The organism is Bacteroides sp. L008 (assembly GCF_040812255.1).
Lineage (GTDB): Bacteria > Bacteroidota > Bacteroidia > Bacteroidales > Bacteroidaceae > Bacteroides > Bacteroides vicugnae.
On the sequence record NZ_JBFNXO010000001.1, the window covers coordinates 4,963,261 to 4,977,797 of the forward strand.

Below are 14,537 nucleotides of genomic sequence, written 5' to 3' on the forward strand. Positions count from 1 at the left end.
AGACATGAAAAACCGATATAGTTCCTCATGTCTCAAGTTTTAAATTACTTCCATGATTCTACTCGTAAATCGTTCACAGGATCGCGACGTAACACTAATTGTTCTTTCACTTTATAACGTTTGCCTGCTAATTCATAGGTGTAATTCAAGTTGATTTCCGGACAAGGTTTGTCTCCACTATTGAAGGTGTAAGTCGGACTTTGGGCAATGTAGCTGCCATTTCCTTCAACGATTGTGACTCCTCCTTCTATACCTTCTATTTGAACATTGTAGTCCGGACCTGATTCGCCGTTGTTGTCGATTGTCAATTGGAAACGATTGGCATTGCTTTTCGTTAAGTTCGCTACTCCGGGTCTTAATAATTTATTTTGGGCGAGAGTGCTTAGTTCCAGAGTATTATTATTTATCAAGTCTTTTTCTTTATACACCACAGTGGTACTTTCTATAATATTTCCATTATCATCCACTTCACTTACTTCACCTTGAAGATAGTAAACGCCGGAAAAGGAACTGACATACTTTATTGCTACAATAGAATAATCCGCTCCTTCGCGAATAGAGTTCATGGAACTTTCTATAACTCTGAAAGGGAGGGCATAATGTGTAGTCAGACTTAATGGATCTGTATAAAAAGCATCTGTAAACTTGATTTCAACATCTGCTACAGGTAAATTAGATTTCCGCACTTTAAATATCTCCGGATCTTCCAATGTATAATATTCTTCGGGGAGAAGTGTAAGAGGAGTACCCTCTAATAAAGAAGCATCCAAGGTAAATTTAGCCCAATCATTCATGTCAACTTCCCGTTTACCTCCTAATGATACTCCCACATATATAGGCATATCACGGTCTGATATAACTGTACGCAATGGGTTTTGTAAAGCAAAACCAACATTTGTTGTTTCATAATCATGGGTATAATCTTCATAGCAAGACACTAAACAAGTCGTCAAAGCGAGCAATATTATTTTTGCAATTTTCATAATCGTATATAATATTAGTTATTATTCCACCCCATATTATTTTTGAGGTTTGGATTCTTTAATAATTCGTCGTTAGGTAACGGCAAATAGTAATAGCGAAGTGCATCCAACGGACGTTGTTCTATTTCTTTTATTTCATAAGAAAGACCATTATCCGTTCTTGTCACTTGTATTCCTTCAATAGTGGTATCTAGGGGAAGTAAACAGCGGCGTAAATCCCAAAAACGGTGATCTTCGAAAGCAAATTCTATACGACGTTCATTTTGGATTAATTTCCGGAATGCGTCTTTACCTTCAGAAGCTACTTCTGACAAATAGGTAGCATCTGTGATACCACCTGATTTTTCACGTATGATTTTTAAGACATCATAAGCGCTATATTTGCAGTCGTCACCTTTACCTTCAGGTCCCCATGCTTCATTGGCGGCTTCTGCATAATTCAGCCAAACTTCTGTTTTACGTAATAATGGGTTAAAGTGCCGAGAATTCAATGTTTGAATCGGATCCAGCATATTTTTTTGTGTAGTAGACAAGAATTTGGATAAATAATATCCCGAACGACTGGCATAAATGTGAAAACTCTCTGAATCTTTTCCACCTTCAGATACATCAATGTTTGAGTTATAAGCTCCAAACTTTTTTCCTTGATAATATAGATTCATATTGAATCGGTTATCTCTAGCTATCAGATACGGATCTTGCTCGTCATATAATGAACGTGAATCTGTTATTGGATAGCCATTTTTGGCGGGAAAGGCGGCAGCTAAATTATGGGAGGGAATTGTTTGTGCATTTCCCAAATAAAAAGGAGGATAGTGTCGACTCTCCATACCATGTACAAGTCCCATGTAGGTGCGGAAAATAAAATCGGCCGGGGTATCACTGCCAGCATCAGCCAAGTCTTTAGCAGCCATCGCTGTAAAGGTATAGTTTATCCCTGCGTTTTTGAGCACTTCATTGGCAAAAAGAGCAGCACGCTCCCAACCTGCTTGATAAGTAGCTTCATTCAATACAGTAAAATTACCCATGCCATTTATTTGAATCACATCTATGTTCTGATAAGCCGGACTTGCTGCATAGAGCAAAGTTCTTGCTTTAAGAGCATTTGCCGCTAATCCGCAAGCTCTACCAATTTTAGATTTTCCGACAACTACATCATCTCCTGTGTAAGTTACAGGTAAACGTCTGGCAGCTTCTTCACAATCGGAAACAATCTGGCTGACGCAATCTTTATACGAGTCACGTTTAAACAGACTTGGCTTTGCAGATTCCTTATCGCTAATGAAATGGTTGGTGATCGTATATCCCAATGCTTCTCCTTCGTCTGTTCGTCCTCCATAAGTTTGTAACAATTTGAAGCTACACCATGCTCTTAAAAAATAGGCTTCACCAAGTAAACGAGTCTTTATTGCCTGGTCAGTTTCTTTACTTACACGATTGTATATCACATCATCTGTAACTCCTTTTTCTATGAATAGATTGATGCTTTGTATCTTATCATACATATTGTCCCAATTTCCAAGTGGATTTGTTGATCGGCTGAATGCTCCCATACTAGCTCGGTATACACTCGAACCATAATTTCGGGTTAGTGCATTGTCTGTTGCAGCATCTAAGAAATTATCATCATAATGATCCGGAACAACCATTAAATCAGCATATACTTGAGTCAAAACGGCTTGTGCCATATCGGGATTAGTCCATACGGTCTCACTGGACCATTCATTCGTCAATTTAGGGTCAAGCAGATCTTCACAAGAAACAATACTTCCCCAAACACAAGTTAACAGTATTAATTTGCTTATTTTCATATTTTCATATTTTTTAAGTTTAGAAAGAGACGGATAAACCGCCGGTTAGAGTCATATAGGCTGGATAATTTGTGATTCCGGCATTTAATCTTTCCGGATCCAGATCCTTTATTTTAGAGAAAGTAAGCAGATTTGTACCACGAACGAATAGTTTACATTTATTTGCAAAGAATCTACCAGCTTTATTTTCAAATGTATAACTAAGTTCTACATTTTTCAAACGGAAAAATGATCCATTCTCTGTCCAAAAACTGGAATCACGAAAGTTATTGCTTTCTGTCGTTGTTGTTAATCGGGGCATTGTACCTGAAGGATTATTAACCTCATGGTAGCGATTTAATGCTAATTCAGAGTATCCATTCAGACCATTATTCCAATAATAAGCGTTTGTACATAATTGAGTAATACCTGTATGAAGAGTTCCTAACATATAAAGTCCAAACCCTTTGTATTTGAGGTCTACATTGATTCCCCAAGTAGTTACAGGAAAACTTTGTCCTAGACTCATACGGTCATTATCATCTACAATCCCATTGTTGTTTAAGTCAGCGTATGCAATATCGCCATTTTGATATATACCGTATGATTGCAATGAGTGACCTTCTAATGGAATGTCTTTTCCAAATAATCCTAGTGCTTGTAAGCCAAAAATAGTACTAGTAGGTCGCCCAATGGCTTTACGATAGCTTTCCACTCCTTCTATTTCATTCCATTTATCTAATTTATTTTTCGAATAAGTCATATTGGCTCCGACTGTGTATAAAAAGTCTCGCCCGATATTTCCTTTCCAGTTGATTGCAATATCTATACCTTGATTAGTCACCTGACCGATATTTTCATATATTGTATAATTCCCTGCTGTAGCGGCATATTGGGCATTATTCACTCCAATGATGTCTTTTCTACATTCATGGAAATAATTAAGTTCTGTGCTTAAACGATTATTAAAGAATAACCCTTCGATACCAATATTAAACTCTTGAGAGTATTCCCATGTTAAATCAGGATTTCCCCAACGAGCTAAACTAACTTTATGATCTGTTTGATCCTGAAAGAAATTATAGTTGCCATTATTATTCCAACCAGTTTGATACAAGAAGAATCCTGTATTACCTGTATAGCCTAACACACCGTAACTTGCTTTTAGCTTCAGGAAGTTAACTGCCTTTACTTCTTTCATGAAACTTTCGTTAGAAATTATCCATGAAGCTCCTATAGCCGGAGAAAAGAAAAAACGATCGTTTTTATCAAATTTGTTAGACCCCATACCAGCCAGAGTAAGCTCGGCTAGATAGCGTTTGTCATAACTATAGTTTAGACGCAGAGAGATATTGGCATCTTTAAAATCTTGTGTCATTCCTGTCATCTCATTCTTTGTATAGCGGAATGCTCCAATTGCTGAAAAGTCATGCACTCCTAATGTACGTTCATATCCTATATCTGCACGCATACCAAAATAGCGGTAGGTATTATTGGAGGCTATCTTTTGCGTTTTGGGCAAATCCAGCTTTTTCATCTGTGTATATCGGGTGATAGTTTCACCGTCTAAATCACTATAAGTGTCAATAGCATAGGTTGGATAAGTATTCCTTAATTCTTGACGTAAATAACTATAATTGTCAAAAGTTACATAAGCATTAAATGTCAATCCCTTAACGTATTTATTGAAGTCAAAATTTGCTCCAAGGTTTGTCTGGCTATTTACATACCTTTCGGAAGTGTCACCTCCATAAACCATATCTGCATATAAATTGTCTACTATCCGTGTGCTGGCTCCGAAGAATGGCGTCCCGTCTTCATTGGGGGTAAACTGTCCCGATAATGTTTCATTAGGAATGATGAAAGGGTACTCATTGGGACGATTAGAAGATAATGTGCTGAATATACCTGCGCCATCTTTGGCACCCCAGTTTTTCAGTTCCACACGAGCTGCAACATCTGCTGTTACAGTAAGAAAATCTGTGATTTTAATATCCAGATTACCACGTGCATTCATGCGGTGTAAGGCCGAACGTTCTCCAACTTTTTCTAATCCGGAACCGCCGGTATATCCACCAACTAACGCGTATTTCACACCTTCATTACCTCCATTAAACTCAATTGTACCTTTTCGGTAGATATTTTGGTTCAATAAGAACTCATTGTAATAATCAACATTTGGATACAATACGTCATTGATTCCGCTACTATTTCTATATCCTTCTAATTGTGTGTCAGTGTAGTAGGGATTCATACCATCGTTTATACGAGCTTCGTTAAACAGTTTTGAATAATTGTAGGAATCCAGATAGCTAGGTACACGTGTAGTGGGTTGTACGCCATATTCTACCCCGACACGTACAATTCGTTTATGTGCCTCTCCTCTTTTTGTACGTACTAAGACTACTCCGTTTGTGGCAGCTGCTCCATACAGGATTTTGGCTGTGGCATCTTTTAAAACTTCGATGGATTCTATTTCTTCCGGTAAAATATCATCTATTGGGCGTTCTATTCCATCAATAATGACTAAGGCTGTATTTGTTCCATTATTGTGTTGTCCGCGGACATATAATGTTGATGCGTTATAGCCCAAGCCGCCGTCACCGGAAATAGCAATTAGTCCGGCAGCTTGTCCTTGTAAGGCATTGGATAATTGTAAATCAGGGTATTTTAATACATTCTCCATAGATAACTTGGATACTGTACCTACCAGATCCCGCTGATACGTTTTTCCACCGTCTGCACGTTCGTGTATGTTTCTTTCTGAAGCATATAGATCTTCATTTTGTAATTTAATAACAGTGGGTTGTTCTTTTGCGAGGTTTATTACAACATCTTTATAACCGAACGCTTCAATTAATAAGGTTCCATCAGCTTTTGTTTTGAATGCAAATTTTCCATTTGCATCTGTATAGTTAATAATAGAACCTTCACCGCTCAATACTGTTACTCCGCTTAGCGGTTTACCACTGTTGTCTGTCACCAGCCCTTTCACTTCAATAAGGGCTGTTTTTTTCTTTTTGGGTTTATCCTGTGCTTCTAGCGAAGTGGCTATGCCGGATAATATAGCAGTGACAAACAGAATAAATATGAATTTATTATATCTTTTCATTTGATTAAGCCATTTTAATTACCAATATGGGTTTTGTTGCAAATTATTCAATGCGTCTACATCATGTTGAGGCAAAGGATACCAGTAATTCTTCTTTGTAAAAGAACGCACTTCTGGAGTTATATCGATTTGTTCATAATCATAAGTCAATGTAGACTTGTCCGTGATACTTCCATGATTGGATTCTCGTGGTGTGAATAATGCTCCCTTAATAGGATAAGTATCCTTGAATGTTTCTTCTAAGATCATCCAACGGCGGATATCCCACCAACGATGATTTTCAAACATTAATTCTACAGCACGCTCACGGCGATAAGCTGCACGGAATTTATCAGGATCGGCTACAATATCTGATGGCAGATCTGTTAAGCCAATTCGTCTGCGGAGAATATTAATAGCTTCTGCTGCTGATATGGGACATCCCTCAATAGTTGCCGTAGCACTTCCACAACCCTCGAATAGTGCTTCTGCATAATCTAAATAAATTTGCGAAGCACGGATATATATGGTGAGGAAGCGATAGTCCCACCAACAATTCGGATTGTTCTTTTCAAGATATTGGTTACATTCCGGCCACATGAACTTCTTACACATAAATCCTGTAAACATTCGTTTGTTACAGTCTTTTTGAGTTAGCATGTGCTGATAGGCTGCTCCTCCTTTGTAGGTTGTAATGTAATAGGTACGTCCATCGGCGTAATGTCCCCAAGTTGTTCCTGGTAAAAGGATATTGTTATAGAAACGGGGATCACGATCCTCAAATGGTTTATGATCATAATCAAGCGCATAGCCGCTTCGTGGGTCATCAATCGGGTAATAAATACCGTCTGCTCCCTTTTTGTCAAACATGTTGACGATATTCAAACTTGGGCAGCACATGGAATTTCCATCTGGTCCCGAACCGAATGCAAGATCCTCATATTGCCAGAATGTGCGGATAGTACGTTTTTGGTTTTGATTAGCAGCATTAGGAAATTGTCGCTTGACCCAAATGTACTCCGGTTGATGTACTGGTGGATATTTAAAATAGAAAACATTCGTATATTCTTCTTTACTAGCCAAACCATAAGGATAAGGGGCAGACTTGCTTCCATCCATATAACGTATTACTTCATAAGCTGATTTTGCTGCTGATTTTGCGCGTTCCGTGTCATAGCCTTTGTTTTCTGTAGAATTTAAATCATTTTGCATCAATGGACTTGCATCAAATAACTGTGCCCATTCTTTAAGTGCCATTGCTGCAATTTTTGTGGGTCTTCCATAGTTTGGATCATCCCAACTGTCTGGTAGCATGTAGATTGCTTTTTGTATATCTTCCATCATCCAGTCATGTGATTCATGGTAGGTTATACGGGAAATATCATCATCTCCACCTTCAAAGACCTTGTCAATAATAGGCATCCCCCCATATCTTTTAATTATCTGAAAGTAGAACCACGAACGATAGAAATAAGCTTGTCCCAGAATCTCGTTTTTTTGTTCAGGTGTCAAAGGAGCCTTATCGATATCATTAATTATGCGATTATTGATACGTAGCGCTTTATAAGAACGAGATATGGCTGTACTTCCACCGTTGCCAATCTCAAAAGTTGTACTTGATTTGGCATTACTTAACCAGTTTCCGGAATGTAAGGTAAAAACGGCAGATGAATTATCCGTGGTTGCCATCTCGTCTGCAAAGAGACCGACAAATGCGCGTCCATTTTCCCAATTATCCATTACCATAACATTTTCCAATTGGTTGAAAGATTGATCTAAGAAACCTCGTAAAGAATAGTAGTCTCTGAAGATATCATCTTCTGTCAATCCTACATCTTCCCTTTTGTCTAAGAAGTCTTCACAGCTTGTCATCCCGCCAAGAATGAAAACTGAACAGATATATAATAATACTTTTCTCATCTTTATTTCTTTTGAATATGATTAAAATGAAACTCTTAGTCCTAAGGTATAAGTACGGACAATCGGATAGCTACCTACACCTCCTGTTTCTGGGTCTACTCGTTTGTCGCCTTTCCAGAAAGTCAGTAAGTTATTTCCATTCATGTAAACTTGAAGATTGGAAATATGTGCTTCACTCAACCATTTTTTAGGGAATGTATAACCTATCTCCATATTCTTTAATCGTATATATGAATAGTCGGAATAACGATAAGTACTTTCCACTTTATTGTATGTATTGTTCAAGTGTGTAGTAGGTCGCATAACACCCGATGAGTTAGCTGTTTCCGGAGTCCATCGTTCCATAGACTTTGGTTGAACGCGTATATTTGAAGCGGGAAAATCCCACAGATATTGGTCAAACTGTAACTTGTATATATTGCGTGGCGAATAGAGCATTGCACTGAAGTTAAGTCCTTTCCAATTGAAGCCGAAAGAAAATCCGATAGTAGTCAATGGGTAATTCAATTCGTCTACAACTACCTTGTCATTTGAGTTGATTATCCCGTCTCCATTGAAGTCTATATAAATAAGATCTCCAGGAATTACTTGCGATGCTGTAGTACCATTTATGGCCGTTTGTGCGTAATTGAACACATCGTCTATCGAACCATAATTACCGATCGCAATAAAACGGTTTTGATAATCAATCGGTTTACCTGCGGCTTTCAAGTGCTCATCCGCATTTCTTGGATCATCCTTATAGACAATCCGGTTTTCGCTGGTTGCAAAAGTTAAAGCTCCCCAGTAATTAAAATTACGTCCGATTTTATCATTCCAGCGTAACTCTAATTCTAAACCATGATTTTTCGTTTCTCCTCGGTTGATAGCGTTAAAAGTAGCTCCTACAATAGAAGATGTGGTTTGTGGGGTCATTAGAATATCTTTACGATTCTCTTTAAATAAATCCAAAGTTAAGTCTAACTTATTCCATAAGCCAATTTCTATTCCGAAGTTATGTTTTGTTGCTTTTTCCCAAGTTGAAGTCAAGTTAGCAATATCTCCTTCAGTATAGAGCGGGCTATGTGTAACTCCTTGTGTATTTCCTAATTCAATACTTCCTAGTGAATTAAATAATTGGATGTAATTCCAACGTGCAGCGGCTGCATCACTGCCGACTTTGCCGTATGAATATCTGAATTTTAGGTTAGTCAGCACATCTCCAACATGTTTTTTTATAAAAGGTTCTTCTGAAGCACGCCATCCCAAAGAATAGGAAGGGAACAGACCGAAACGTTGTCCCCGGGCAAATTTTTCCGAACCTGTATAAGAGATATTCATCTCTGCCAAATAACGTTCTTTCCAATTATAAGTAACACGTCCTACCCATTCTTCACGATAACTTGGGAATTTGATAACTTTATCATCTTTTGAATCGGACACTTGACGATTCATCAGAGCTAATGCTGTTATATTATGACTCCCGAATGAACGATTATATTCTACGGAGAATTCGTAATATAACTTACGGTTATAACCATCCAAATTATCATAAGAAACGTTGGGAGGGAGTTCAATATCCTCATCATTTGGCCATCGTTTCTCCAAAATCATGGGATAAGTGAGGGAACCATCTGCATTGACTATCGGATTAGAATAATCGTATTCGCGATGGTATTTAATAATACTGTTTCTGGATTCAAAATCATTGTTACCCCAAATTTCACCAGTCTTTATACTAGAACGAGTAGTGGAAGCAGAGGTGTATGAAACTTTAGCGGCAGCTTTCAGCCCTTTAGTTAGGAAGTCCAGTTTTTGTTCCAAACGAACATCATACCATCCCTGAAAGGTTTTATACAGTTGTGACCCATTTGTATTCATATTACAAACAGGATTATAGCCGGCAGTAGATCCATCTCCCCAATAGCCATCACTATACTTTATCGGGAAGGAATTAGTTGGTGCCGCAATGATTCTAGTGTATACATCATCAGCAAAGTTGTCATTGCGGTATCCCATTTTTCCGGCAATATTTACTGATAAGGAAGTTGTTTTAGTTAGATTAAAGTCTAAATTTGAACGCCAGTTATAACGGCGATAGTAGTTCCTTGGATCAAAATTCTCCTGTTTCTGTAAATCATAAATATCACCGTCATTTTGATAACCGATGGAGGCGAAGTAACGCATGAAATTGGTTCCTCCGCTGATATTCACATTATATTGCTGGGAAAAACCTGGTTTAACCAATTCATCCCACCAGTCTACTTGTGGAAAGACATCATTATAAGGACCGTAGTTGCCTGTATCAAAAGCATTTGACCAAGCATTGATAACGGATTGTTTAATTTGTTGATTCCAATTATTATCATTAGCTACAGCTTCATTATACATTTTCATGGATGTAACATAATCTGCCCATTCCATATTTGCAGTAGTCTGTTTAATACCAAAGCTTGTAGAAAAATTGATGTTTGGTTTCTTATCTTGTCCGCGTTTGGTTGTTAACAATATTACACCATTTGCACCTCGAACCCCATATACGGCTGTAGCAGAAGCGTCTTTTAGAATAGATATAGACTCGATTTCATTCATGTCAACATCATTCATGTCTCTTTCTATACCATCCACCAAGACTAAAGGATCAGAGTTTTGCCAGGAAGCCTTACCACGAATGTACATTTTTGTATCACTTGCTCCAGGCTTGCCTGAAGTATTGATAGCTACCAAACCATTTAGTTTACCTTGTAAAGCCTCTGATACAGAAGTAATATTACCTCCTTTCAACAATTCTTCTCCTTTAGTTTGGGTAATAGCGCCTACGCTTGATACCTTTTTCTGAATGCCATAACCCACTACCACTACTTCTTCTAGTTGCTTGCTATCTTCCTCCAGAGAAATGATAGTCTCTTTTTTCAGATCATTCACTTTGATTTTCTTTTCTTGATAGCCGATATAAGAAATTTTAAGTACGGCATTAGTAGCTACAGATAGCGTAAACCGACCATCTATATCAGAAATGGTACCATTCGAAGTTCCTTCAACAGTAATGTTTACTCCTATTAAAGGTTCATTGCTTTTTGCATCTACAATTTGCCCTTTAATGCTATGATTCTGTCCCCAAAGTAAAGGAGGAGAAAGTAGTAGAGCTAGAAAAAGTAGACACATCCACTTAAATTCCAAGTTTTGATGTTTCATAGTAATAACGTTAAAAAGTTGTGTGTATAAAAAACATTCTTATTTCTTTTTTTCTGTCCTGAATAAAGTTCTACTATACAGCGTTTAGCCTATATTTTGTAAGCCTTTGATTTTATAGTAATATTCTTTAAAGATCTCCTCTGTATAAATTTGAAATAAACGTCATGATAACTTTATTGATTATTCTGAACTTTATCCATTAATACCTTCATCCAGTATCCTCCGATTACTGAACGTGCTCTGAAGCCGACCCATCTGCCGCTGTCTGTATGATGCCAGTCACTGATAGGCACACGAGATACCGTTTCGTTGATATATTTATAGAGAGGATTAGAAAATTTCTGAAAAGTCTCTTTATCCGGAGACATAGCTGCTGTCCACATAATCCAGTCGGATTTTGTATACTCTTTGCGGGAATCTAAAGGAAGTCCATAAGGATTCTGTTTTGTCAAGTAATAGCTGATTTCTTTTCCGATTACATTATTAGGGAACAGATTCAGATTCCACAACTTATCCCAAACCATATTGTATTTTTGGCTCCAAGTGTTCTTACGGTCAAAAGCCAAACGGTAATGGTCGCCTTCATTTGCCATTCCTTCCCACTTCACCGCCATTTTCTTGGCTGTCGCTGCATATTTATCTGCCACATCATTCAAACCGAGCATACGAGCCATCTCGCTATATCCGGCTACGCCCATAATCGCTTTCACTGAAAGGTTGGCATTGTGCGCCCAATGCCCGGCAAAGTCATCCGTGCAAAGTTGGTTTTCCGGGTCCTGTCCAAACTAACAAATCTTATTATATCTATTTGATAATCTAGGTATTATAGATTTATGTATTGTTTCTGTATTGTGCTTTACACCTTTTTTGAGTAAAATCAAAGTAATTTTTCTCTCAATAAAGTCACTTATTTTCATTTTTTTATTATTCCATTTTCTTTCGGATGAGCTCTAAAAATGGCGAAAACATCAATAATAAGTATTGTAAAATTGCCTGTTCTTAATTTATTTCATATTTTTGCAACGGCGGTTGATTCAACGACCGTTGAGAAAAACTTATTGATTATGAAGTTTTATAATAGAGAGAAAGAAATTGCAGAATTAAAGCGTGTACAAGAGCTTGCATTTGGTCAAAACTCCAGAATGATTGTGGTTACAGGCCGTAGGCGTATTGGAAAAACCAGTCTTATAAAACAGGCTCTGAAGGGAACACCTACTGTCTATTTTTTCATTGGAAGAAAGGCAGAGAGTATATTAGTAGCAGATTTTATAAAAATAGTACGTGAGACATTATCTATTTTTATTCCGGATGGCATATCCAACTTTACTAATTTGATACAATATCTTTTCGAAATAGGAAAAACACGCTCTTTTAATATTGTCATTGATGAATTTCAGGAGTTTTATAATATCAGACCCGATGTTTTTAGTGATATGCAAAATCTTTGGGATGAATATCGGCAAGAAACTAAAATAAATCTTGTAATTAGCGGCTCTGTATATTCATTGATGCAAAAGATATTCACAGATCATGGAGAACCATTATTCGGACGTGCTGACAACATTTTATGTCTTCGGCCCTTCAATACCAAAGTGCTAAAACAAATTATGGAGGATTTTGCACCCGGGTATACCAATGATGACCTGTTAGCTTTGTATACATTGAGCGGAGGAATCCCTAAATATGTAGAGTTATTCTGTGACAATCAAGCGCTTTCTGTTGACCGGATATATGACTTCGTTTTTTCAGAGAATTCCCTGTTTATAGATGAAGGGCGTAATTTGTTGATTACTGAATTTGGAAAAAATTACGGTATTTACTTTTCTATCCTATTAGAAATAGCAAATGGACATTATACACAAGGAGAAATAGAATCGGCATTAGGTGGTATATCTATTGGAGGCCATTTAAGTAAATTAGAAAATGTGTATAATTTGATAACTCGTGAGCGGCCTATTTTTGCGAAACCCGGTACAAAGAAGAATGTACGATATATTATTGGTGATAACTTTCTAAATTTCTGGTTTAAATACATTGAACGGAACCGTTCCTATATTGAGCTACAGAACTTTGAAGACCTTCGTCAACTAGCAAAAGCTGATTATCAGACCTATTCAGGTAGAGTATTGGAGAAATATTTTAAACAGAAATTAGCAGAGGAAGGAGGGTTTAAAGAAATTGGCTCCTGGTGGGAAACTAAAAGTTCTGCAAACAAGGAACGATTAAATTCTTTTGAAATTGATATTGTTGCTCTCAAATCAAGTGGTAAGAAAGCACTTGTAGCTGAGGTGAAACGAATGCCGGAGAACAATTATGTCCATTCGGCCTTCATGGAAAAAGTGGAGCATCTAAGACACAAAGAGATGGCAAAATATGATATTGAGACACGAGTTTTAGGGCTGGAAGATATGTAAGCCATTTACCGAGTAGGCTGCACAATATGAAGTGCAGCCTACTAACTATTAATCACTAATCTCTTTAAGGGAATAAAGCGGATACTTACAAATTACCATTCAATAGCCTGATCTTCATCTGGTACTTGGGTATTGATATCGCGTGACAAAGTCAATGTACCTTTTACATGATAGCGAATGATAGTGCCTTCTACTGGAATATAATTGAAGAAGTAATCTATGTTATTGATAATTACATAACGATGTTCCAAGTAAGGTTTTGCTTCATCCATGGATGATGAAATACGGAATGAAGGCATAATTTTTTCATTCACTTTGAATCCAATCTCTTCCGCATTATCGCACGATATGCTGACTGACCCGTTCTTGTCGCCCTTAAATTTGAATTTAATCTTATATTTTTTGCGGTCTGTATAATCTTCATCTACAATTCCGGCATAAATGAACATCGACTGTTCGTCTATTACATATCCTCTTACTGAAGCTTTCGTAATAGATTCAGCTGTTTCATTTATTGTGCCATCTGTATTTTCGCCCATCACAACTTTGTTAGTTAGTCCTGTTCCGGAGTAATCACCTGAATAGTCATTGAACGGAAAAATTCTCAATATTGCTTTAGCGTAATTTTTACGTGGATGTGCTTGATAACCGTAAGACGGATTGTCTACTATTTGTAATGGAAGTACCCATTTTTCAGACATGTCAATTCCCCGAAAATCAAACTTGAGGTCTAACAAACCAATATTTTGTCCTGCCCCTATCAGCATGTTTTCCGGATAGGAAACAAACGTTAACCTTTCATTTCCCATATCTTTATAGAATAAATCTGTACGAGTTGCAAAACGAGCCTTATTCAAAGTGTTCAACGTATCCGAGTCATGTGATATATGTATGGTAATATCTTGAGTATTATCAGTAGAACCACTGACAAGTACTGGCAAGCGATAACTGGACCTTCCTTCGCCACCTTCTGCATAATTACCTTCTATATCATGGCGACTATAAGGCACATAAATATTCGTGACTCCTTTGCTGTCTAAAGGAGAGCTAAAAGAGATGTAATGTTGATACTGTTCCTTTTCCCATTCTGAGTTACAGGAAGTTCCTAACACGATAATTGCAGCTAAAACTGCTAAAGTATATATCTTTTTCATATATCTGTCTC

Annotated in this window: 7 protein-coding genes and 1 pseudogene; 1 reads left to right on the top strand and 7 read right to left on the bottom strand. The window is 37.4% G+C overall.

Going from position 1 to position 14,537, the window contains the following annotated elements; genetic code table 11:
• Positions 1-44: 44 nt before the first annotated feature.
• From AB3G73_RS19170 to AB3G73_RS19195, 6 genes and pseudogenes are all read right to left on the bottom strand, one after another.
• Complete coding sequence (locus tag AB3G73_RS19170) at positions 45-983, bottom strand: DUF1735 domain-containing protein (RefSeq protein ID WP_217722688.1); 939 nt, start codon at positions 981-983, stop codon at positions 45-47.
• Positions 984-997: 14 nt separating this feature from the next.
• A complete protein-coding gene (locus AB3G73_RS19175; protein ID WP_320980475.1) occupies positions 998-2,794 on the bottom strand; it encodes a RagB/SusD family nutrient uptake outer membrane protein in 1,797 nt (598 codons plus the stop codon).
• Between the two features lie 19 nt (positions 2,795-2,813).
• Complete coding sequence (locus AB3G73_RS19180) at positions 2,814-5,885, bottom strand: SusC/RagA family TonB-linked outer membrane protein (RefSeq protein ID WP_367745377.1); 3,072 nt, start codon at positions 5,883-5,885, stop codon at positions 2,814-2,816.
• 18 nt (positions 5,886-5,903) lie between these two features.
• Positions 5,904-7,784 carry a RagB/SusD family nutrient uptake outer membrane protein gene (locus AB3G73_RS19185; protein ID WP_148364131.1) on the bottom strand — a complete coding sequence of 627 codons (1,881 nt, stop codon included), beginning with the start codon at positions 7,782-7,784 and terminating at the stop codon, positions 5,904-5,906.
• A gap of 21 nt (positions 7,785-7,805) precedes the next feature.
• Positions 7,806-10,958, bottom strand: coding sequence for a TonB-dependent receptor (locus AB3G73_RS19190; RefSeq protein ID WP_148364130.1), 3,153 nt, complete (start codon positions 10,956-10,958; stop codon positions 7,806-7,808).
• A gap of 173 nt (positions 10,959-11,131) precedes the next feature.
• Positions 11,132-11,743 (bottom strand): annotated as a pseudogene (locus tag AB3G73_RS19195) (DUF1793 domain-containing protein); the annotation flags it as partial.
• Positions 11,744-12,022: 279 nt separating this feature from the next.
• On the opposite strand from AB3G73_RS19195, the gene AB3G73_RS19200 reads away from it, so the two are divergent.
• On the top strand, positions 12,023-13,372 hold the full coding sequence (locus AB3G73_RS19200) for an ATP-binding protein (RefSeq protein ID WP_195648967.1): 1,350 nt from the start codon (positions 12,023-12,025) through the stop codon (positions 13,370-13,372).
• Between the two features lie 92 nt (positions 13,373-13,464).
• Here AB3G73_RS19200 and AB3G73_RS19205 read toward each other — a convergent pair whose 3' ends face one another.
• Entirely contained in the window at positions 13,465-14,526 is a 1,062-nt protein-coding gene (locus AB3G73_RS19205) for a DUF4973 domain-containing protein (RefSeq protein ID WP_195648888.1), read from the bottom strand.
• Between the last annotated feature and the right edge of the window lie 11 nt (positions 14,527-14,537).